Origin of the sequence: Paenibacillus sp. JQZ6Y-1 (assembly GCF_040719145.1) — a bacterium.
In the GTDB taxonomy this organism is placed as follows: Bacteria; Bacillota; Bacilli; order Paenibacillales; family Paenibacillaceae; genus Saccharibacillus; species Saccharibacillus kandeliae.
Genome location: NZ_JBFDUZ010000005.1, coordinates 252,324 through 275,740 on the forward strand (window position 1 = coordinate 252,324; position 23,417 = coordinate 275,740).

General features: G+C 46.8%; 20 protein-coding genes and 1 riboswitch. Of the genes, 5 read left to right on the plus strand and 15 right to left on the minus strand.

The genetic code is table 11. From position 1 onward, the window contains the following. Positions 1–24: 24 nt before the first annotated feature. The 4 genes from ABXR35_RS21130 to ABXR35_RS21145 form a co-directional block, all read right to left on the minus strand. A complete protein-coding gene (locus tag ABXR35_RS21130) occupies positions 25–1,443 on the minus strand; it encodes a sucrose-specific PTS transporter subunit IIBC (RefSeq protein WP_367064040.1) in 1,419 nt (472 codons plus the stop codon). Further along, complete coding sequence (locus ABXR35_RS21135; protein WP_367064041.1) at positions 1,444–2,826, minus strand: glycoside hydrolase family 32 protein; 1,383 nt, start codon at positions 2,824–2,826, stop codon at positions 1,444–1,446. 306 nt (positions 2,827–3,132) lie between these two features. Further along, positions 3,133–4,518: an amino acid permease gene (locus ABXR35_RS21140; protein WP_367064042.1), complete on the minus strand. Its 1,386-nt coding sequence runs from the start codon at positions 4,516–4,518 to the stop codon at positions 3,133–3,135. A gap of 143 nt (positions 4,519–4,661) precedes the next feature. Next, positions 4,662–4,742, minus strand: a riboswitch (glycine riboswitch). Between the two features lie 120 nt (positions 4,743–4,862). Then, positions 4,863–5,546, minus strand: a complete 684-nt coding sequence (locus ABXR35_RS21145; RefSeq protein ID WP_367064043.1) for a TetR/AcrR family transcriptional regulator — start codon at positions 5,544–5,546, stop codon at positions 4,863–4,865. A gap of 138 nt (positions 5,547–5,684) precedes the next feature. On the opposite strand from ABXR35_RS21145, the gene ABXR35_RS21150 reads away from it, so the two are divergent. Next, the gene (locus ABXR35_RS21150; protein ID WP_367064044.1) at positions 5,685–7,040 is read left to right on the plus strand and encodes an MATE family efflux transporter; all 1,356 of its coding nucleotides are present in this window, start codon (positions 5,685–5,687) and stop codon (positions 7,038–7,040) included. Between the two features lie 489 nt (positions 7,041–7,529). On the opposite strand, the gene ABXR35_RS21155 is transcribed toward ABXR35_RS21150, so the two are convergent. The 6 genes from ABXR35_RS21155 to ABXR35_RS21180 form a co-directional block, all read right to left on the minus strand. Beyond that, a complete protein-coding gene (locus ABXR35_RS21155; protein WP_367064045.1) occupies positions 7,530–8,615 on the minus strand; it encodes an FAD-dependent monooxygenase in 1,086 nt (361 codons plus the stop codon). Positions 8,616–8,820: 205 nt separating this feature from the next. Continuing rightward, positions 8,821–9,105, minus strand: coding sequence for a hypothetical protein (locus tag ABXR35_RS21160; protein WP_367064046.1), 285 nt, complete (start codon positions 9,103–9,105; stop codon positions 8,821–8,823). Positions 9,106–9,284: 179 nt separating this feature from the next. After that, a complete protein-coding gene (locus ABXR35_RS21165; RefSeq protein ID WP_367064047.1) occupies positions 9,285–11,024 on the minus strand; it encodes an ABC-F family ATP-binding cassette domain-containing protein in 1,740 nt (579 codons plus the stop codon). Between the two features lie 149 nt (positions 11,025–11,173). After that, a complete protein-coding gene (locus tag ABXR35_RS21170; RefSeq protein WP_367064048.1) occupies positions 11,174–11,455 on the minus strand; it encodes a hypothetical protein in 282 nt (93 codons plus the stop codon). A 129-nt stretch (positions 11,456–11,584) separates the two neighbouring features. Continuing rightward, positions 11,585–12,229, minus strand: a complete 645-nt coding sequence (locus ABXR35_RS21175; RefSeq protein ID WP_367064049.1) for a hypothetical protein — start codon at positions 12,227–12,229, stop codon at positions 11,585–11,587. Between the two features lie 147 nt (positions 12,230–12,376). Beyond that, positions 12,377–12,712: a winged helix-turn-helix transcriptional regulator gene (locus ABXR35_RS21180; protein ID WP_367064050.1), complete on the minus strand. Its 336-nt coding sequence runs from the start codon at positions 12,710–12,712 to the stop codon at positions 12,377–12,379. A gap of 105 nt (positions 12,713–12,817) precedes the next feature. On the opposite strand from ABXR35_RS21180, the gene ABXR35_RS21185 reads away from it, so the two are divergent. Continuing rightward, a complete protein-coding gene (locus ABXR35_RS21185) occupies positions 12,818–13,210 on the plus strand; it encodes a RidA family protein (RefSeq protein ID WP_367064051.1) in 393 nt (130 codons plus the stop codon). 221 nt (positions 13,211–13,431) lie between these two features. On the opposite strand, the gene ABXR35_RS21190 is transcribed toward ABXR35_RS21185, so the two are convergent. Continuing rightward, complete coding sequence (locus tag ABXR35_RS21190; protein WP_367064052.1) at positions 13,432–14,064, minus strand: flavin reductase family protein; 633 nt, start codon at positions 14,062–14,064, stop codon at positions 13,432–13,434. Between the two features lie 323 nt (positions 14,065–14,387). On the opposite strand from ABXR35_RS21190, the gene ABXR35_RS21195 reads away from it, so the two are divergent. Next, positions 14,388–14,786 carry a MerR family transcriptional regulator gene (locus ABXR35_RS21195; protein WP_367064053.1) on the plus strand — a complete coding sequence of 133 codons (399 nt, stop codon included), beginning with the start codon at positions 14,388–14,390 and terminating at the stop codon, positions 14,784–14,786. A 175-nt stretch (positions 14,787–14,961) separates the two neighbouring features. Here ABXR35_RS21195 and ABXR35_RS21200 read toward each other — a convergent pair whose 3' ends face one another. The 3 genes from ABXR35_RS21200 to ABXR35_RS21210 all read right to left on the minus strand — a co-directional run bounded on the left by ABXR35_RS21200 (position 14,962) and on the right by ABXR35_RS21210 (position 18,809). Beyond that, a complete protein-coding gene (locus tag ABXR35_RS21200) occupies positions 14,962–16,284 on the minus strand; it encodes a TerD family protein (protein ID WP_367064054.1) in 1,323 nt (440 codons plus the stop codon). A 212-nt stretch (positions 16,285–16,496) separates the two neighbouring features. After that, positions 16,497–17,327: a protein kinase family protein gene (locus tag ABXR35_RS21205; RefSeq protein ID WP_367064055.1), complete on the minus strand. Its 831-nt coding sequence runs from the start codon at positions 17,325–17,327 to the stop codon at positions 16,497–16,499. Positions 17,328–17,375: 48 nt separating this feature from the next. Continuing rightward, the gene (locus ABXR35_RS21210; protein ID WP_367064056.1) at positions 17,376–18,809 is read right to left on the minus strand and encodes a VanZ family protein; all 1,434 of its coding nucleotides are present in this window, start codon (positions 18,807–18,809) and stop codon (positions 17,376–17,378) included. Between the two features lie 400 nt (positions 18,810–19,209). Between ABXR35_RS21210 and ABXR35_RS21215 the strand changes: the two genes are divergently transcribed. Together ABXR35_RS21215 and ABXR35_RS21220 are read left to right on the plus strand one after the other, a co-directional pair. Beyond that, positions 19,210–20,187, plus strand: a complete 978-nt coding sequence (locus tag ABXR35_RS21215; RefSeq protein WP_367064057.1) for a YndJ family transporter — start codon at positions 19,210–19,212, stop codon at positions 20,185–20,187. 400 nt (positions 20,188–20,587) lie between these two features. Further along, a complete protein-coding gene (locus ABXR35_RS21220) occupies positions 20,588–22,621 on the plus strand; it encodes a right-handed parallel beta-helix repeat-containing protein (RefSeq protein WP_367064058.1) in 2,034 nt (677 codons plus the stop codon). 100 nt (positions 22,622–22,721) lie between these two features. On the opposite strand, the gene ABXR35_RS21225 is transcribed toward ABXR35_RS21220, so the two are convergent. After that, positions 22,722–23,408: an NAD(P)-dependent oxidoreductase gene (locus ABXR35_RS21225; RefSeq protein ID WP_367064059.1), complete on the minus strand. Its 687-nt coding sequence runs from the start codon at positions 23,406–23,408 to the stop codon at positions 22,722–22,724. Positions 23,409–23,417: the final 9 nt, after the last annotated feature.

Genomic DNA, 23,417 nt, shown 5'->3' on the forward strand with positions numbered 1-23,417 from the left:
TTCTGCTCCTGTATACGTTGTGTATTAGTCTTTCTTGGACTCCAGCGCTTCCTTCATCTTGTCCGAATAACCAAAGAAATAAGTAAGCAGGAACGCTGTTGCCATCGCGATCACATTCACCAACAAATACCATGGTAGCTGATTGTTCATATAGAGTAATGTACCCGGTATCGCAGTAATAGACATACCCGTTGCCTTCAAACCAAACAGCGAAGATAGAAAACCACCGACTGCACCGCCAATCAATCCCATAACAAACGGCTTCACGAAACGCAGGTTAACCCCGAAAATAGCTGGCTCCGTAATGCCTAGCATCGCTGATACCGCCGAAGGATAGGCAAGCGACTTGGTTTTGGGCGACTTCGTTTTAACCGCTACTGCCAGTGCCGCTCCCGCTTGAGCAATAATCGACGCCGAGCTGATCGGATTGACCGTATTCCAGCCCGTTTCTGCTAGCATTTGAATTTCGATCAGATTGAGCGCATGATGCACGCCCGTGACGACGATAATCTGGTTAATCCCGCCATAGAGCAATCCGCCCAATCCGCCGGGCAATGCCAGCAGGAAATTCACCGCTGCGAGCAGCCAGATTTCCACTTGATGGAAGATTGGACCGATGACCATAAGCGACAATACAACCATAATGAGGAGTGTCAGAAACGGTGTCAAAATCAGATCAAGCGCATTGGGTACGCGTTTACGCAGCCATTTCTCGATCTTCGCCAGACACAATCCTGCGATAAAGGCAGGCAATACCGATCCTTGATAACCGGCAACTTTGATAAAGCCAAAAAAGTACAGTGGGTCTGCCTTATGCTGCGCGACATCCCATGACACTGGCAAGGACGGATGCACAAGCATCAATCCGAGAATAATACCCAGTACTGGCGAACCGCCAAAGTTTTTGACAGCCGACCAACACACAAGCACTGGCAAAAAAGCAAATGCCGTATCGGTCAAAATCTGCGTAAGCAGTAGAAAGTCAGGCGATACCGTCGCTGGTGTAGCTCCGAACAAAGCCAGCACCTGCTCCTGCATAATCAGACCGCGCACACCCATGAATAAACCAGTCGCCACCAATACCGGAATGATCGGCACAAACACATCGCCAAAGATGCGAATCATGCGTTTGAACCAGTTGTCGCCGTATTTCGATGCAGCTTCTGCCTGCTCGCTCTTACTGCTACCGGACAAGCCGAGTGCTAGCACTTCCTCGTACACTTTATTAACGATACCGGTTCCAAGAATGACCTGATACTGACCCGATGTGAAAAACGAACCTTTGACCAGATCAATATCCGTCACTTGCGAATCATCGATGATTTCGCGGTCTTTGACAATGACACGTAGCCTAGTCGCACAATGCGCAACCGAAATGATATTTTCATCGCCGCCAAGCGCCTCTACAATCTCGCCAGCGATTTGCTTATATTCTTTGGACACTTACAATTCCTCCTTCGATAACTCCCATACCTTGACATTTACATTGGTACAACCGGACAGACGAATCGTATCCGCGGCCGAGTCGAAAAATACGCGCATGGTGGCTGTTTTTTCACCATCATTGATAAACAATTCCACCGACGAGCGATCTATAAATACGTGCAATTGCTGTAATCCATTTGGCAATACAAGCACGCGCTCATCCCATTGCCCAGTCCACCAGTTACGCCGTTTCAAAATGGCTTGCCCGCTCTCAGCGGAATAGTGCAGCTGTACGCCATCCAGTAAGAGCAGTTGCCAGTGCTGGACATCGCCAAATGCAAGCCACATTTCCTGTACGTGAGAAGTTACAGGCAGTACGGTTTCGCTAACGTCCTCATGACCTGCCAATGCCAGATGATACGAACGCTCATGCTGGCGCAGTTTCTGCAATTCGGCAACTGGACGTTGCTTCATTCCGCCGGGTCCTGCGATCAGCTCGCGCGGAATGGTCAACGCATGCAGCCAGCCGTCCGGTACAGTCGGTTGCGCCATCTGGTAATCAATCTCACCGCCACCCATCCATGCAAAGGAAAGCACACGTCCCTGCTCATCCACAAACGACTGCGGCGCATAATAGTCCCAGCCTTCATCCAACTGCTGCTCCTGTCCCGAATACAGCAGAAATTGAGCATCCGGCTGCATCTGTCCGGCAAAATAATACGGGATGCACTGATCTAGCTCGCGCCCGTCTCGTTGGATCTTCTCTTGACGGCTGACAATCATATACTGTTGATCTGCAACCGTCACGAGATCTGGACATTCGCACATATATCCCCAGTTGCGAGTATCCGGCAGCATATTGCCCTGATACGTCCAATTCCACAAATCGTCTGACCGATACAGCGCCACATTGCCAGTCAACGCCTGCGTCTGAGCACCGATCACCATCCACCATTGCTGCGCAGCCCGGTCCTTCCATACTTTGGGATCACGGAAATGCGGTGTATAGCCTTCCGGTAGGTGAATGATTGGTCCATGCTTGGTAAATTGTTCTCCATCCGTAGATGTCGCCAAGCATTGATACGTTTCGCGATCACCGGATTCTGTACGCACATTGCCAGTATAAAAAAGGTACAACGTATCCTCGTGCACAATCGCACTGCCAGAGTAGCAGCCGTCTTTGTCATACCATTGATCCGGTTGGAGTGCACATTCATAGGTTTCCCAGTGCACCAGATCATGAGAAGCGACATGCCCCCAGCTCTTAGGTCCTTGCGCCTGTAGTTGATCCAGCCACTGATAGAACACGTGATATTTTCCGTTGAATTGCACCAGTCCATTGGGATCATTCATAAATCCGAAAGTCGGCGCAATATGGTAATCCAATCTGTAGTTGCTCATTTTGTATACCCTTTCATTTCGTGATGTAACGTTATTATAGGGTAATGCTCACCTTGCCGAATACTCAATTATTTGCACTTGAAAGCGGCAAAAAAATGATTCCCTTCTCCTGTTGCCTTGCTGTATTTCTCTGAGTATACCAAGAGCCGCCTCGATAACGAAGCGGCTCTTGATCATGATATGAAAGGTACGTCTGGATAGTATTTCGTGCTAACTCCACTTTTTGAATACATATCCACCGAATAGGGAACCATATATTGGCGCTCGTTGTTGCGATCACCTGTACTTGTAGATCGTACATCGTTTTTACGTATTCATCGTACTTACTTTCTCTACCTTTTGCACATCGGCTGTTTTACGACTCCGAATCTGATACAGCACTAATAGCAAAATAAACCAAAGCGGCGTGCACAATAACGCGGGACGCGTTTCGCCAGAGATTAGCATGATCACCAGAATGCCTGCAAACAGCGCCAGCACCACATAATTGATCCACGGTGTAAACGGTGCTTTGAAGCGCGACGTTGCATGCAGCTCTGGACGGCTTCGTTTATACCGGATATGGCATACCAGAATTACACCCCACACCCAGATAAAGCAAATCGCACTAATCGTCGTCACAATTTCAAATGCCTGTCCCGGTAACAGCTTGCTCAGTAGCGCACCACCCGAGATGACAAGCGTAGATAGGAACAACGACTGACTTGGTACATGATTGCGGTTTAGTCTGCCCAGTCGCTGTGGAGCCTGCCCTTTATGGCTCAAATTGTACAGAATACGACTCGTCGAGAACATACCGCTGTTACAGGCGGAAGCCGCCGACGTCAGCACGACAAAGTTGATAATGCCCGCCGCCACCGGAATACCGACCAGTGTAAAGGTGCGGACAAATGGACTTTCCGCCGGGCTGAGCTGTGTCCACGGATTGATACACAGCAGCACGAACAACGCGCCTACATAGAAGAACAGAATACGTAGCGGAATCTTATTAATCGCCGATGGAATGCTTTTCTCTGGGTTGGCAGTTTCCGCTGCCGATACACCCACCAGCTCCACACCGACATAAGCGAATACGACCATTTGGAACGAGAATAGGAAGCCAGATACGCCATTTGGGAAGATACCGCCATGCTCCCACAGATTACGTACCGATACCGTACCTGCGTCTGTACGGAAGCCCATAATGAGTAGCACAATGCCTAGACCGATCAGTGCCACAATCGTAATCACCTTAATCAAGGCAAACCAGAATTCCAGCTCCCCGAAGTTTTTGACGGTTAACAGATTCAGTCCAAGCAATACGATCAGGCACAGCACCGCTGGCATCCACTGGGGAATATCAAACCAGTACTGCACATACACACCAACCGCGATCACATCCGCCATCGCCGTCATAATCCAGCAAAACCAATACGTCCAACCCGTTATAAATGCCGCACGCGGTCCCAAATAATCCTCTGCAATATCGGTAAATGACTGATAGCCCGCCTTGGATAATAGCAATTCTCCCAGCGCCCGCATCACAAAGAAAATCGCCATCCCGACGATCAGATACGTGAGGATAATCGACGGTCCTGCCTTCTCAATCGCTTTGCCGGAGCCGAGAAATAATCCCGTTCCAATCGTTCCTCCAATCGCAATCAACTGAACATGCCGGTTAGCAAGCTCTCTTTTTAGTCCTGTCTGTGTCATCGTGTTTCCCCCTCGATCTCCTGATCTGTCTGTAAAAACCAATAAAAAAAGAGACTGGATATCATCCAATCTCTCAGCGCACAAGAATAACAAAATATATACATGCCCCGCAGCATATACCTCGCCGCATGACACATATGTATTCGTACTCTTCTGTCCTTTTGCCTGAGATTGTGAACCCTTCGGCGCTGCGGTATATCCGCAGTCTCTCCAGAAGCTGCTCCTGCTGTAGTGTGATCCACAGCAATCATAGCCCTTGAATATATGCAATTATTGAAGCATTACTGCCATTTCGATATGTTAACATATTACCGCCAATGTGAGCAATGGATCAGTGAAAAAAGTTACACATCCATCTCCTGCTCCAAAATGACTTGCTCAATCCCCAGCAAGATCACCTTTAATCCAAAATCGAACGCCCGATCACTCCCCATCAGCTCAAACAGCTGATTGTGGAACATCCGCCGGAACAGCCATACATCCTCATCGCGCATCGAATCCATCACCTGCGTCATATGGTCGCTCATCGTAGACTGCTGTTCCTGACTCATGATCTCCACATTACGCATATGCTGATACTGATCCAGTACAAAATAAAACACAAAATTCACCAGCGTCGTCACGACCTGCATCTTCTGATCCTGCGCCAATGGCGTTTCTTCGACGCATGCTAGCATCCGGTTAGTGAAACGGATAATGTCTGGATCATGCGGCAGTGTCATCATCATGATCTGCGTCGAGCACGGGTAGCGATTCAATACCACGCGCGTCGTGACTGCCAACTCGGTTAGCTGCTCCTTCCAATTCCCGTCGCTGTGCAACTCATCCACGATCACCTTGGATACATGATTCGCTAGACGCTGGTACAGCTGTTGCTTGCTTTTGAAATGCCAGTACAGCGATGGCGCCTGAATGCCGAGCCGGTCGGCAAGCCGCCGCATACTTAACTTCTCAATCCCATCTTCCCCCAAAAGCTCCCACGACGCTTCGAGAATCTTGTCCTCCGAAATTTGAGGCTGCTTTTTCATCTATATCCATCCTTCGAAAAAATTTATCTAACACTGTAAGTTTGTGCTTTACAACCCATCCATCCCATGATACCATCTAACACTGTAAGGCACAAACTAACAGTGTAAGGCAAAAAATGATAGAAAGCAGGAATCCATATGGATACAGAAAATCTGCATTACTTTGAAAAAGCCCCTATCGCCAAAGCCGTCGCTCACTTTGCCATTCCGATGATGCTCGGTACATCCATGAGCGTGATCTATTCTCTTCTGAACGCTTATTTCCTCGGTACGCTGCATAATACAGCCATGCTGACGGCGCTGGCATTGACGCTACCGTTGTTCGCGATTATCATGGCACTCGGTAACCTGATCGGTATGGGCGGCGGTACATTTATCTCTCGTCTGCTTGGCGACAAGCGATATGACGATGCCAAGCATGTCTCGTCCTTCGCCTTTTACAGCAGTCTGCTGCTCGGTCTGCTCGTTATTCTGGTCGGTTTGCCGCTGGCGGATCTCATCACATCGGGTCTAGGGGCAACGAGCGAATCGTTCGCTTTTACCAAAGATTACGTCACCGTCATGCTGATTGGCTCTCCCGTTGTCGTCCTATTCTTCACCTTGGAAAATATCGTGCGTGCCGAGGGATCGGCAATCACCTCTATGATCGGTATGATCCTGAGTGTGATCGTCAATATTGTGCTGGATGCCCTCGCGATCTTTGTTCTTCACTGGGGCGTGATCGGCGTAGCTACAGCGACCGTTGTAGCGAATCTGGTCGCAAGCGCCTTTTACACGTATCATCTGGGGTTCAAAAGCACCTTTCTGAGTGTGTCGTTGAAATGGTTTAAAGCGAGCCAAGAGATTATGAGCAATGTGTTCAAAATCGGCGTGCCTGTGTTTGTGATGAGTGTCTTTCTTGGTGCGATGTCGCTGATTCTGAATTATTTTCTGATTCAATACGGCGATGCTTCCGTCGCTGCATACGGCATCTCGTCGAGATTGCTGCAATTTCCAGAGTTTGTACTGATGGGATTGTGTGAAGGTGTTGTGCCGCTGATCGCCTTTTCGTTTACCGCGAATAAATTGCGGATGAAGCAAGCGATAGGATTTACGGTTAAAACGATTGTGCTCCTGGCGGTTGTATTCGGGGTAGTGGTGTATCTGGTGGCAGATCATCTGATCGGCTGGTTTACCAATGATGCACAGCTGATTGTGATGGGCAGTTATATTTTGCACGTTACCTTCCTGTCGCTGTTTATTACGGGAATAACGACGCTGTTTACGGGTATTTTCCAAGCAACGGGGCAAGGTACGGCGGCGTTTATTATGTCGGTCATTCAAGGCGTGACGCTGATTCCGGTGTTGTTTATTGCGAATGCGATGAGTGGGTTTCATGGGGTGGTGTGGTCGTTGGTGATTGCAGATGCGATGGCGTTTCTGGTGGGGGCGGGGTTGTTGTATGGATTGCGGCATAAGCTGCAACCGGATATGGAAACAATCGTTTCCGGTTAACGAAGCTTTATACAATAAAACAGCCACTTTGACATTAATCAAGTGGCTGTTTATGGTATGCAAAAAACTCTTTGCTTCTAGATAAAAACGTATCAAACACACCAAATAATATCGCGTCACCTGCTGCCAACAACAGGAATGACGAAGAAAAAGAGAAATGAACGATATACAAAATGATGGATATTATTAAAAAACCAGTGAATAGATAGGACAGCTTGGATGTAAAACATCTAATTATAGTAGAGATTATCGCGCCGCCAACAAGAATAAAACTATAACTTACCACAATAAAAATCATACCAAATGCAAGAAGTTCATTTGTCTCAAGCATCATAGGACCTGTCTGTGGACGTAGAAACATCAAAAGGATTGTACTGATTACCGAAGTAAATAAAGCAACCCATAGATAATGCTTTAACAATGGATGCAAATCCAAAACTCCTTTTAGATACCTTTGTTCATTTGACTTAGACTCCATGCCATGCCCTTTTACTGATCATACCTTGCATCAATCGCTTCTTCCGTTTGCGGAATCAGAAAATTCACCATCATCGCCGCCTGTGCCTGCACGTCTTCGATAAACGGACGGAAGCTCTCATCATATGCCTGAAAAGCAAGCGTCACATCCCCATCACTCTTCTCCAAAGCATCCGCCAGAGCCGCTGCTCCGTCGATTGCCAGCGAGCCGCCCATACCTGCAGCCGGAGAAGCACAATAGCCCGCATCGCCGACTAGAGCTACTCTGCCCTTCGTCCATGACGGCATTTTCATCTGACAGAGCTTATCAAAATAAAAGGATGACGTTTGCTTCACCTCTTCCAAGAGTTCCGGCACGCGCCAGGCCATGCTATTCACATGCTGGATCGTGATTGCCCGCTGCTGTTGCTCGTTTCGATAATCATATGGAATCTCTTGGTCCGCAGAAAAGCAGAAGACAATATCGGTTTTGCCATTATACGCGTTCAGCATGACCATCTTGCCCGGTTCATTATAGATCTGGGTCGTATGTTCACGAATCAACAGCTTGTCTGCAATCGTAATGGAGAAATACGTGTTCAGAAAATGCGAAAACTCTGCTTCCTCTCCGAAGTGCAATCTTCTCACAACAGAGTGAATACCATCGCAGCCGAACACCAAGTCATAGGAACGCTGCTGTCCGCTCTTAAACGTCACCTCGACGCCATCTCCTTGGTCGATCAGCGATACGATACTGTCGTCAAAGAGGAACTGAACCTCGTCTTTGACCGCTTCAAACATGAGATTCAGCAGGACATCCCGTTCAATCTCATATTCGTCGTCAGCAAGAGGTTCGCGCACTTCCGATTGCTCGGTGACATCGTCTGCACTTTTGAATTCGGTCAACTCCATATGGATCTGATTCGCTCGAATCTGTTCCAGCAGCCCCATCCGCTTAACGATATCGATTGTATGCTCACGAATATTGACGGGTGTACCGCCTTTTTTGAGACCTTTAGCAATCTCAACGACAGTAACATCGTATCCCCGCTGCTTCATCCAATACGCTGTTGCAAGACCAGCAAAGCTTGCTCCACTAATGAGGATCTGTTGATTCATGTGTATCCCTCCAGCTCTACGCTAGTTTGTAAGTACAGGAGACAGCATAATACGGCTATATAAACGGAATATAAACAGGCTGGTTTTGTATCGCTGAAGGTAAGACGATTGGAATGGGTTGAAGATAGTAAAGCTTTTGCAAGACACAGACATCAAAATAAACGAATGTATTGATGCACAGCACATGCGAACGGCACGAATTTTTCTACATCTCCCGCAGCAGCGACGTATCCAAATACTCTCTCCCCAGATACCCACTGCACAGCACCGGACGATTCACAACCTCATAGAACTTCTTCATATCTTTGCCATGCGTCTGAACCCAATCGTCAAAGGAATCAAATTCTTCTTTGGAAATTTGGTGATACTCCGGCGAGTCTGCAACTCCCGTCAGCACTTCATAGACATAAATGTCATCGCCAAACGTCCCTACCGACTGGTAAGGTCCTTTTTTTACACGTACATAGTCTGTATAGCGTATGCTCATCATCGTCACTCATCCTTTCTTTCCTCTTCCGCGTCGTTCCTATGCTGCATATCCTCACTCCATCATACATCCACAACCAAAAAGAAAACCACTCCTGATGATAGAGTGGTTTCTTCCTATAGAAGCATATAGATATAGCTGTATACGATGGATTCGATTGGCTTTTTTTACGTAGCTCTCGCTTACAGTAGCTGAATCAACGCTTCCAGCTCATCCATCAAGCTCTGTGCACGTTCAAAGTCCGTATCTTTCAACGCCAATTCGATCTGCATTTCGACAGCTTTTTTCTTCTGCTCATTCGCCAGATAGTCTTTATCAAAATGGCTCGCATAGATCATTTGTCTGAATTTGCGCATACTCATTTTACGGATCGTCTTGTTGTCGATGATCAGTACATAATCCATGCCGTTTACCACCGAATAGAAATCATGCGAAATCATTAGAATCGCGCCTTTGTAATCCTTGATCGCTTGCTCCAAGGCAATCTGTGTGTAGATATCCAGATGACTTGTCGGTTCGTCGAGCAGCAGCAGATTGGCGTTACTGGCAGCAATCTTCGCTAATTGCAGCATATTTTTCTCGCCACCGGACAGCGATTGGATCTTCTGATTCAAGATTTCCCCTTCAAAGCCATAGCTAGACAGATACGCTATAACCGCATCGTACGTAGGGAATCCAGCTTCGATAAACTCTTCCAAAATGGTATGGGAATCGGTCAGCGTCTCGCCTTGCAGCTGGGATAGATACCCGATCTTCACGTCGTCATGGATGGTAATCGATTCATGATTGTTTCGGAAAATGTCTCGCAGTAATGTCGTTTTCCCCGTACCATTGGCACCGATGATCGCCACTTTATCTGTCGATTGCATCTCAAACTCCACATGCTCCAGCAGCAGTTGGTCAAACGAAACGCCGTAATCCTGCACCTTCACTACCGTAGTATCTTCCAGCGCATGATCCAGCCCAAATGCAATACTCGGCTGCTTAATATCCACGAATGGCGCCTTGATTCGGCTCGCTTCCAACCGTTCTTGTACCTTCATGCGGGCTTTGAGCGCTCTACCTCTGGATTCGTCAGAATTGTAGGTCGCGATGGTGCGCAGATTATCGATAAGCGCCTCATTGCGCTGCACTTCCTCTGCTTCCGCTACGGCGATCTCCTGCATCTCGATCTTCGTTTGCAGCAAGGAGAAGTTGTAATCGATGTAGCGTCCGTCGAACTCCTGAATCTCGGCATTTTCGAGGTGAATGATTTTATTGAAGCAATGATTCAGCAGATAGCGGTTGTGCGTTACGACCAGCAGCATGCCTTTGTGCGAGTTGATGAGTTTTTTGAGTGCGTTCAGATTTTCAAAATCCAAAAACACATCCGGCTCGTCCATAATCATCAGGTCGGGGCGATTCATCATTTCCTTCATGACTTGAATCAGCTTGAATTCGCCGCCACTCAAGGAGGAAACGTCTGTATCTTTGAGCTTCATCAGATTAGCGAGATTGAGTTGCTTGTTGATTTTGCTCTCAAAATCATCGCCACCGATTGCTTCCAGAGCATCCAGCGCCAACTGGTACTTTTCCATGAGCGCATCCATATCCGACGTGGTTGCCATCTCGGCATAGATGTCGGTAATCTCATCTTGGATCTTCATAAACGGTTCTGCGATATATTCAAAAACGGTGATTGGCTTAGTAGTATCGACTTGGGAAAATTGACTAACGTAACCGATGGTGACATTCGGATCGATCTCCAGCTTGCCGTCAAACACATGACGCTGCGGGTCGATCAGCATATCGATTAGCGTACTTTTGCCGCTACCGCTCGTTCCGATAAAAGCACAATGCTGCCCTTCTTCCAGTGTAAAGGAGATATTGTTGTAGAGTTCCTTTTGCGGGAAAGAGAAGGAGAGGTTTTCAACTTTAATCATAGTGTTACCTTTCTTTGCAGATAAAATAGGGTTGGTGCTTGGATGTACTGCAGAACATCCTGTTTGCATTTGCCATTCCTCAGAGTAACACTGTTTATAGGGGGAGTACAATGGATTTGTGAAGGTAGACCATGTATTATTTTCTGTTTCTATAAATCTTGCAGCAATGACATGTCTAGCTCCGCTCTGCCCAGATACCCGCTGCAAAGAACAGGACGCTCAGCGATCTCATAAAATTTCTTCATATCCATATCATCATTCCGACCCCAGACTTCAAAGGAATCAAATTCTTCCTTCGAAATCTGATGATACTCTGGTGTATCAGTGAATCCGGTTAGTACTTCATACGCATAAATATGATCGCCAAATGTGCCGACCGAATGGTATCCGCCTTCTTTTAGACGTACATATTGTTTATAGTGAATGCCCATAATTATCACACTGCCTTTCGCTCATTTCTGTTGTTCGCTTATGTTGAGCTGCTTCCTATCCATATAGCTATTCACTGCTTTTCCCTCAAATATCATGCAAGCAGTTGCGGATCAGATCGTCCCGTATTCTCAAGAATATTGCCAAAAGCCTGCAACGATCCGCCCAATCTCATCTTCCTCTATTGTAGCGTACACGTACAACGCCCCAAAGCCAAACGGATAACTCCCATCCTCCGCAAGCAATGTCTCCGGGTATCCTTCTTCATCCACTTGAAAGAAGAAAGAGAACGATTCCGCCTGTAGCCCTGCCATATAATACTCTTCCTGTTGAATCAGCTTGGGAGTACCGCCTACTTTAATTAGAAACGGCATTTCCATCGCTTCGTCATCCGTCGTCACTGTTCCGTGTGAGATGCTGTGCTTGATCAGATTGGGATTCGTAAAGGTATCGTTGTTGCTCTCGTTTGAAATAGGATGCTCAATCACCTTGATCGCACAATGAGGGTAGATATTATGTTCTACGTATTCGTCATATTCCTGTGGGATAAAAATCGATATCATCCGTTCCGGTTGAAATGGATGCACCAGAGCCAGATAAAAGAAATACATCGAGCTTCCTTGGCGCTCCTGAATCAGATGAGCTGTATCGTCAAAATATGCTGGTGCATTCCCGCCGATCCAGCCCGCTATTGTATTGTCGTTGTATGTATCCAGTTGTGCATGATACAGGATGCAATCTGTTCTGCGTTGTAGAATTTGAATGGGATTATCCATTGTCATGATCTTCCTTTCTTCGCTTGCCATCGGACATATACAGCTGCGAGTTGATTAGTATATCGGTCAGCGTATTGTTCGCACTGTCACTAGTCCCGATCCAAGCGCAATGTTGCCTGGTTTACTGTGTAAAGGAGAAGATGCTAATTAGCGATGTTGCGCGCCCCATTCGCATAACTGCTCCAATACAGGCAGTAGCGTCTGTGCTTTGGGTGTCAGAGAATACTCTACTTTTGGCGGTATCTGCGGATATTCCTTGCGTTCCACAAGCCCATCTGCTTCCAGCTCCTTCAGCTGCGCACTCAGCACCTTATACGTAATTTTGCCCAGCTGGCGCTGTATCTCATTAAAACGAACCGTTTGCTTTTCCGCCAGCAAATACAGAATCGCCAACTTCCATTTGCCGCCAATCACCGACATCGTATACCCAAATGGCGTATCTGCAATAACAGTTTCGTTCCCTCTCAAGTCTGTGATGCCCATCGTTACACTATCCTTTCAGATAGTACCTCTCTTTATTGTGCGTACTACCCCATGATTTTTGCCCAGTTTATACTAGCCTTAATTCAAAGTAAAGGGGCTACGATCATGACAACGATTCAAACACATAACCACTCTTTGTGGGATCACGGCATTTCGCAAGGCTATCGCGTCGACAATACCATTTATATCTCCGGTCAATTCTCGCACAATGCAGCAGGAGAATTGGTAGGTGCAGGGGATATAGAAGCACAGGTACGACAAACGCTAAATAACCTAGATGGCGTATTGGAGCAATTCAATATAACGAAATCTAATTTAGCCTATGTGGAGCTGTATTTGACCGATGCAGAGACGCATGGGGAGATAGCAATTGAACTGTTCAAGGAATATGTCGGTGAGCATCGTCCAGCAGGCAGTATGATCGGGGTGACGTATCTAGCTTTTCCTGAGCAGTTGGTTGAGATTCGAGCGGTGGCGCATATTGGAGATAGCAGGTAATAGGTGTAGATAGAGCGAGGATATAAAGACGACATCATTCGTAAAGACAACATTATTTCGTGGATAACATATCATTTCGTAGAGCACATATCATTCGTAGAGCACATATCATAGAAAAAGGAGGACTGCGAGTGCAGTTCCTCCTTTTCTACCTTTGCTGTCACAATCATCATATCTCGTAGATGATACCAATACACTCTGTAGCTCATTAATACATTGATTTATTTTACATTCGCCGACTCATTACGCTGTGGATTGGGAATTGTAAATACATCGGACATCCGAGCATAATATTCACCTGCTAGACGAGCCACAGGCTGAAGCTGGAACAGATCAATCTTCCCATCGTTATAGATATGATCCTCAATATGCATCTGCACGACGCGACCAAGCACCAGATTCGACGACCCGGCTCCCTCGCCAATCTTCACAATATCCTCCAATACACACTCCATATGAATCGGGCTTTCCTGCACACGATACGGCTTCACCTGTACACTCGGAACAGGCGTTAATCCCGTCTCCTGAAACTCATTGACCCCATAGTCAAACGCAAACGACGTCTCATTCACCTGCGACACAATCTGCTCGGTCACAATATTAATAACAAATTGCCCGGTCGCTTCAATATTGCGTAGTGTATCCTTCTTCATCCCATCCTCTGGACGAATCAAAGGCGCAAACGCAACAGTAAACGGCTGCGGGCACACACCACAAAAGTTACTGAATGGTGCCAGATTCGGAACACCCTCCGCAGACATCGTCGACACGAGCGCGATCGGTCGTGGCACAATCGAACCTGTATATAATTTGTAGCTATCTTTCCACGTCAGTTGGTCAGTAATAATCTCCATGCTTATCGCATCCTCTCTTCGTCTACATACCTACGCATACCAATGATCTGGTCTATCCATCTCCGTCCCAGCTTCGCAGCTGCTTCCGAAACGGTATGGCTGAAGTATACGAATTCGAGCCGACTCGAAGTCAAGCATCGGAAATAAAATCATTCGCAGCCTACGATCCAGACTGCATTACAAGGAATCAAATGCAAGGAGCCACCCTGTTGCAACAAATGTAGCTGAAGCTAACGTACATCACCCAGTCAAAAGCTTGACTTCGAGTTAACTCGAAGGTGTACGATTATAACAAACGTATTGAACGAAGGAGAGACCATCCCATGCTAAGCATCAGCCAAGTTACCGCACAAACTGGATTAACCGCCTACACGCTCCGCTACTACGAGCAAATCGGCGTACTCCAAAGCCCTAATCGCAAACCGGGCGGCTCTCGCGTATACAGCGAGAGCGATGTCAAATATATTCAATGCCTCGTCCATTTGAAAAAGCTAGGCTTATCGCTAGAGGAGATTACGGAATTTACGCGCGACGGCTGTGTGATGGAGAAGATCAAGCAAGGCGAAGACCCAGCTGATTTTACACCGACACTGAGCAAACGAACAGAGATTTTATCCAAATATCTCGCGGAACTGGAAGCCAAGCGTCAGGAGCTGGATGAGATTATTGCGATGACACGGGAGAAATTGGCAGGGTATCATGAGATGGCGAAGGATCTTTGAGAGGATAGGGGCATGTAGCGAGTGTAGAGCGTAGAGCGAATATCGCATTCCATGTACAGGTTATATAGGATGTAGTAATTAGACCCAAGCAACAATAAAGCTCAAGCCGTTGATCAGCTTGAGCTTTATTGTTGCTTGATGAGCCATATTCTTTCCCTATCTAGCCTACAATCAACTACTTATAGTTATTGAGCGGACCTTCATCCATAATCACTTCCACCATATTCGAAGCCCCTATTCTGAGCATTGGGCGGTTCTCTGAATTCTTCTTACTGTACAGCTCCAGCGGGCTAATAATCACGCCATCTGATGTATTGTGCAGGATACCCGGTACACAGGTATAAATCTTGTCGTTATTGTTCGCATTTTTAGCGGAGATCGTAACCGATGTGCCACTATGATTATCAATGCTCATCGACACCTTATATCTGTAAAATGAACCCGTACCATTGGATTGAGCGGAATATACTACGGGAACAACAGCCAGAATGTCGTCTGTTAGTCGTAACTTGATCACCTCAGTCTTCTCAGACTGCTTGCTTCTCCCCACATCGCCCATATGCTCAACTGCACCGTTACCAAAGCTTTGCAGCGGTGGAACACCCTTCGCGCCGAACATCGCGACGTCGATCTGCTTGCCTGCTTTGGTGTACACCAACGCGTAGATATCATAATCTGTCCCTGTTTTCCACGATACCGTAGCCGTAATTTCCGGTGTTTTCTCGATGATAACGGACTTCTGCCCTTTTTCGAGATTGACCTTGCCTGTGACCTTTTGCAGGTTGATGGAAAAAGGCAATGGCTGATGATCCGGCGCGGCGGGAGCAGGTGCGGGCGGTGTAGACGACTGTGCAGGAATAGACGAAGGCAACGCAGACGGCTCGGAAGTAGGCTGTGAAGCAGGTGGAGCGGCTTGCGTAGGTTGGAGTGCAGGATTGGAATTTGCCTCCGATGCAGCAGATCCCTGCGTTTCATCTGCCTCTACCTCAACACCGTAATTGATACACAACCCTTCAAGCCCAGAATCAAATCCGCGCCAGATCGACTTTGCTTTGGTCTGACCATTTCTTAGGTACAATTCCAACACAATGATCCCATTTTCACTTTGGAAATGGGATGGAGTGAGCTGAATGACTTCATTTCCAGCAGCAATCTCTGCGGTCAGATTACTTACATTTGCAAATCCGGTGTTGTTATCCTCCGTCAGTGTCACTGCAATTTTCGTAATGCCCGCAGGAACCTTGTCCAGATCAAATGTAAGCTTATGCACCTTGGTATTGCCCACTTGCTCCGATGGCAAAAGAGTCGCTACCCCTGTGGCGCTCGTCGGTTGATTGTAAAAGATGATGCCGCTATCTCCCTGCACCTTGTCGGCATCGGTGAGCAGGAATGCAGTTAAGGAAATGTCGATAGTAGACGATACATCGTGGCTGATCTTGATTTGACCGCTTGCAGTAGTCAAATTCGTATTCGCACCCATTGGCAGAAATTGATTCATTGTAAACCACTCCCGTTCATTCATCGTTTGTATTCACGTTGGTTTTTTACCTAGCAATCCTCGAACATCTACATTCAGACTATGTATGGACTCACCTATATTACCACAACAAGGAAATCCTTAGGATATACATAAATATACAGGAAACAGAGTGCTTCTCGACACTATTGTACGGAACACTCTTCTTCCCTATTGTTTGAGTACCCCATAGATCAACGACTACTCCCCTTCGCTTGGTTCCACGCTTCAGCATATTCACGGATGGATGAATAGCGATCCTCTTTGTTCATACTCACAGCTTTTAAAGCAATCTGAAATAGCTGTTCATTCGCTTCCCATGTATCTAAGTTCCGTTCCTTGCCACCGCCAAATAACTGAAAGGCTGTAGCTCCCATTAGGAATACATTGGAGATTTCATCAATCTCTTGCCCTAACGCATACTCCTCTGGAGACATGTAGCGACTCGATCCCCACATACGCCCCATGGTGTTAATCACTGGTGATTGGGCATAGAACTCAATGTCGCAGATTCTAGTCTCGTCTAATGCGAAATCATACATAATACAACCGTCATAAAAGTCTACCGCAACATATCCCTTTTCGTTAACATGGATATGGAATCGCACGATTGCATCGTAGATCTGAAATTTCTTGTCTAACGGCAGCGCCAAAAATGTCTCCACATGATCATACTGTCTGCCCATGCAATCTCCTTCAAACCATTCAAATACCGTGAGATAGCCGCCTTTGATCTCCTTGTGTTCGATGATGTTCAGAAGAGTCGGATGACTAAGAGCCTCATATACAGAAACGGTGGATTGCAGGCGAGCAATCGCCGTAGCGACACTATTATTGCTGAATAGCGTTGCTGCACCTGCCACCTTGATAAACAGCTTCTTATGATCGTGCTGCACACCAAAACAGATGTATCCAGAATCTTGCTTGTCAAATACGGCAAACACCTTGCCATATTCAGATAGAAAGCTAAAATCAAATGCTTCCTTCAATGCAAACGTGATGCCATCTATCGTTTTCGTAATCATGATGTGCAACCTCCCTATCTTATTTCACGAAGCGAAAAGCAACTTCATCTAACCATTCGACATAGCTGGTATGAACGTTTCCCACTGTTCTCCGTTTACCGTTCCAATGAAGCGATATACTGGTTGGTAATATCCTTTGGAATCATATTTGTACGCAAGCTCATATTGTTGAACGCGCAGCAGATCGCCTTTTTTCAGATCATTATATATGGAGAAATTCCCCTGAAGCACTTGTTCGTACGCTTGTGCCGGGCTGATGAGCTTGACCTTGCGTACATATTTATTTTCATTCATAAAATGAATGAAACTCTGAGGTATCTTCTGACCAACCGCAGAAGGCACAATGATAACCATCCCATTGGCAAAATCCTTTTCGCCCTGAGCGATAGCGTTTACTGGTTTTTGGATGTCCCATCTTAGCGTATCCTCGTTCTGTACGCTGAATACAGTGTCAGCAGGCAAAATCTTATGCTCAAGCAGCCATGCTTCATAGAACTCTTTCTGCTTGATCAGTTCTTGCTTACTGAACTTCATCTCTCCTGCGCTCTCGCTATACAACTGCCATCCACCGTCCTGTACGTTATAAGTGAAGGTAGATAGATTACCATTCGGATCGGCGAATAACCAGACTCGATTCATCCCATCGATGCGATTGGCTTGCTTCTCCTGCAATTCGAAGGACTGCTGCACAAATGCTGCCACACGCTTCCCATACTCCACATTGTAAATTTGATCATTCACATAGAGGGAAGCCATCTCTGCCTTCTCGGGAAGCTTGGCATCCAGCTTAACCTCAACGCCGTTCATGTTCTGCTTGATTGCTGGTCGAATCGAGAGATTCCCCAGCTCTTTGGACTGATACACGGCTAATGCACTGGTGAACAATAGGACAAAAGCGACCGGAATACAGAGTGCAAGCGCTGTGGATCGGATCGCTAACTTGCGCTGCTGCGCACTGTTTAGAATCGCCTGCATGATCAAGTAACCTGCTACACTGCCAAGCGTATTGTGGAAAATATCATCCAGCTCAAAGATGCCTCTTCCGCTAAGCATCTGGATCAGCTCAATACCGATGGTGACGATCAGAGAAGCCAACAGCACCGGAGTAAAGCGCCGCATTCGCATGAACAGCAGCGGCAACAAAAAGCCCAGCGGCATGAACATCATCATATTAAATATAATAAGCTGAAACTCGCTGAGTGACCATTGATTCCAAGCACTCAGATAACCGCTAAACAATCGAACATTCACCCATCCCTCAAAATTCGCTCCTCGGCTGAATGTGGTTAATATCATGACCAAGCCAAACCACATGATCAGCAAGCAACCTGCTGCAAGCTGTGTCATTGTGAATGTTCTCTTGCCACCCTTTTTGCGGTATAACACATACAAAAGGGCGATGATGCCTAAAACGACGAATGCGATCACGATTACCTTCGGTAGAAGCGGTAATAGCGCGCTAAGTATCCCTTGAATATCCATATTGGTACTTCCTTCCTTTTAGCTATATAAGTGATAGTTCATTTTGCTGTAAGGAAGACGGAGCTTACTCGGATTGTGTAACAGCTTATTCAAAAATGTAGTAAAGGCTTCTCCTATCAACGAAAAATAGCTCACTAGCATATATCCAAGCACATAGTAGGCTTCCCTTATCCCCTGTCCATCCCTATATGCAACCAACGCCACCCCCGCAGAAGGAGTGGTGTTGTTAATATAGAACTAACGATGTCGGCGTAATGCTTCCTACAATCGGTCGATCGACGATGAACTGTGTTACACTTTTAACAGAGCAGCGCTTATGTATTGCCCGTCGAATAGACGTAGACTGCACAGTCGAATATACATATCGATACCATCAAGCTCAGTTTAGAAAGGAGCATTTATGCGCCATTTGCAGCAGCCAATGATCAAGTCATTCCCCGTATCGACCATTCTAGGTGCAATCCTTATCATTGTTATATTCTCTGTCGATTATTTTCAATTGGAGCTTGTCGAAATATTTCTACTATTTGCGGCTTTTGTGATTGTCCCTCTGGTCATTACACTATTGAACTATGAAGAAAAAAGTACCTTACAACGAAATATCTACACAGCAATGAAGTGGTTTCAATTCCCCGCAGCCCTTTTGGCGCTGGCATCTATGATGAGCAGTAAGGTGTGGGGGCTAGAAGGTACGTCTATACCGGGAACTCTCTCGCTTGGCTGGCTACTGCTTACCTTGCTGCTTGGCTTGTATGGAATAGCTACTATCGCGCTCCATAAGAGGAAAATAGCTGAACTTGCGATTGGCGCAGGGCTGGTTTACTTTTTCGTCGGTGGCATATGGTTTACCTTGTATCAGTATCAATGGACTCTCTTCCAAGCGAATCCTGCTACCCATGCTTTGAGTTCGGTTCACTTTCATTTCTCCTCGGCAATTGTTCCAATTTTTATCGGTATGCTGGGGCGAATCATGACCAAGAAAAGCTGGTATCCGTGGGTCGTTGCCATTGATATTATCGGACCGATCCTGATCGCAATCGGCATGATCTTCTCCAAACCCATCGAGTATGTCGGGGTCACATTGTTTGCTTGTAATATTGCGATTTATACGACGTATTTGCTGACCTACTTGAAGCGGAACCCATTGTACAAACAGGCAGCACTCTTTTTGATTCTGTCATGTCTTGCGTTCTATACTATTGTGGTCATTTCTATGTTCTATCCGTTACTGAAACGAAGATTGGACCTAACGATCCTTGATTTCATCCCCATTTACGGAGCGCTGCATGCGTTTGGATTTGTGTTGTGTGGATTGATCGGGTGGGTGTTCATGGTAGGCTCTATGAAGAAGCATGCACCTGTGCCAGGCGGTGGGTGATGCACTTTGTGGAATGATGAGACAGTTGGATGATATATGTGGCAAACTACGATCATCCAACCCTACCCTTCGATTGCATCTGTTATTTGGACTGGACAATGATGCGGATGGCATTACCATTACACCGTCTTAGTGTTACGGCAAATGGGCAGCAGCTTCCCAGCTACTCAGCTACTCATCACAGTACGTACTCCACTTACTTCTCTCACTCACTTTTCTTACTGACTTCTCTCATTCACTTCTCTATAGCACTCACTCCTCTCACTTCCACTTTCCTATATCTCTCATTCAATCCATTTTCCAGTATAATCATTTGGTATAACTATCATTTGAAAATAAGCCTACCTTCCGCTTGTAAGTTGTTTTACAGCCTTCTGAGGTAGGAAAAAGGAGATTGGTTATGGAATATCATGTATGCATAGATGGGAATGACCGGAATACAGGAACCGTGGAGCAACCCTTGCGTACGATCTCGCGCGCTGCCGCTCGCGCCGTAGCTGGCGATACCGTTATTGTTCACGCGGGAGTGTACCGGGAATGGGTGAATCCGGCGAATGGTGGGACAGCGGAGCATCGCATTGTGTATCGCTCCGCAGGTGACGGAGAAGTGGTCATTACGGGTGCTGAACGGATTACGAATTGGACATCTGAAGGGGGTCAGGTGTGGCGCACAGAAGTGCCCAATTCTATCTTTTCCGTGCGGAATCCATTTGAGATAGAACTTAGCGGAGACTGGTTATTTGACGGGCCTTTCCCCGTTCATCTGGGTGATGTCTATCTGGATGGCAAATCATTATATGAGTGCGACATTTTTGAAAGCGTTCGCAATCCTAAGGTTTGGTCAGAAGCCAAATACTCTCAAGATTCATTATTAACATGGTATGCCGAAGTGAATGCAACAACAACCACGATCTGGGCTAATTTTGGTGGAAAAAATCCTCGGAACGAAAATGTAGAAATCAATGTACGCCCATATTGCTTTTGGCCAGAGAAGCCGGGACGCAGCTATATTACCGTCAGTGGATTTACCCTTCGACAAGCATCTCCTCAATGGGCGCCGCCAACAGACTATCAGGAAGGTTTAATTGGTCCTCATTGGAGCAAGGGCTGGATCATTGAGAACAATACCATCTGCGAATCGAAATGCGTCGGCATTAGTCTAGGTACTGCCATCGGCACGGGTCACAGCCAGTCGCTGGAGCAGCAGAGTAAGGGCGGAACGCAGCGGGAGCAGGAAGTGATTTTACGGGCATTACGCGCTGGCTGGCATAAGGATACGGTCGGCAGTCATATCATTCGTAGGAATGTGATTCACGATTGTGAACAAGCAGGCATTGTCGGTCATATGGGCGCCGTCTTCAGCCAGATTGTCCAGAATCGCATCTACAATATTCATCACAAACGACTCCGACATGGTGCGGAAGTGGCTGGTATTAAGCTGCATGCGGCATTGGATACACAAATGAGTGACAATATGATCTATAGCTGTTACCGTGCGCTTTGGCTGGATTGGCAAGCACAGGGTACGCGAATTAACCGTAATGTGTTTTTCGATAATCTGTCAGAAGACCTGTTTGTAGAAGTGTGTCACGGACCGTATATGGTCGATCATAATCTGTTTCTATCGCCGATGAATTTTAGAAATATGGCGCAGGGCGGGGCATTTGCTCATAATCTGTTTGCAGGGCGGTTTGTCGTTCGTTCTGAGGTAACGCGTGTGACGCCGTATCATTTCCCGCATGAGACAGCGATGGCAGGATACTCGAATATTACGGGTGGGGATGATCGGTACTACAATAATGTCTTTGTGGGCGATGGTAATGATAATGAGGAACCTGTGCCAATTACCTTTTTCGAGCATCTTCCGCTTAGAGCAAGGGATGAAGCGGGAACGGATGGCAAGACAGTGATGGACGGCGTGCCGGATGATTCGATTTGTTATTTGCATCCGGTGGGCTTGGGTGGATATGACCAGCATCCGAATGTAAACGATAAGCGATGGTGGGAGTATACGCAAGAGGAGTTGATGGAGCTGGGCGATGCTGCAAAGGATTTCTTTATCGGGAATGCGGTGCTTCCGGTTGCTATGGGTGGGAATGTGTTTGTGAATGGAGCGGTTCCGAGTCGGCATGAATCGGAGTCTGATGCGAAGGTGTATAAGCAGAAGGGCATGAATGTGGAGATTGATCCTGTGATGGGTAAAGTAAGCATTCAGATGGATAAGGCTGAATTGCTGAGAGGAAACGCTGCTGCTATGCGTGTTACGACGGATTTGCTTGGCAAGGCGTATCACGCGAATATGGGATTTGAGGAGCCGGATGGTGCGCCGTATCAGTTGGATTTTGACTTTTTCGGGGTGAAGAGAGCTGATGAGAAGGTGACGGCAGGGCCTTTTGAGTTGGTTGAGGATGGCAAGCTTGCATTTGAGATTTAGTTGATCGAGGAAGATCCAGTCAGTTTAGGTGGCTGGATCTTTTTGTGTGGAGTTGTTATGTGGTAATGGTAGAAAAAGATACAGACAGGATGCGTGCTAGTTATCGTCCAACATTAACAATCGTTCTGTCCCAGTCTGACTCATTCGTCGCCGCTCGCACAAGGCAGTCGGCACAATCGGCGAAAGACAGCATTCGAGTTAAATGAATGCGTGCTGCTGGGCCTGCGATATAGTTTCGCGTGGCAGTCGTATCACTTAGTCCAGTGGGTCTTATAATAATCCAGTTCAGGTTACTCTGCTGTACTGTATGCTCGGCAATTCCTTTATCCTTGATCGCCTTTGAGAGTATACAGCGATTTATGCCCAGTAGCCATCGATTACTGATACTGAGCTCACGACCATCGCTCAACCCAATACCACTTTGCATAACAAGACGCTGAACTCCATTACGTTGACACGCCTCCACAATATTCTGAGTTCCTTCTGACATTACCGTACCTGGTGAGAAATTTGCCGCAATGGCATTCGGTAATCCTTTCGACATGAATGTACCCGCTGGGTATGCTTTTGTTGGACCTATGCAACTGATAACCACATCGGTATCTGCAATAGCTTGACCTATGCTGGTCGCGTCAAACACATCTGCTTGCAGGGCAGTGAGTCGCTCTGCGGGAGCAATCCTTTCTGGGCGGCGAGCCACAGCTACAACCTCATGTCCCAATTCAAGAGCCCGCTCGACTACCTTCCTTCCCGTTGCCCCCGTCGCTCCAATCACTGCAATTCTCATACATCCATT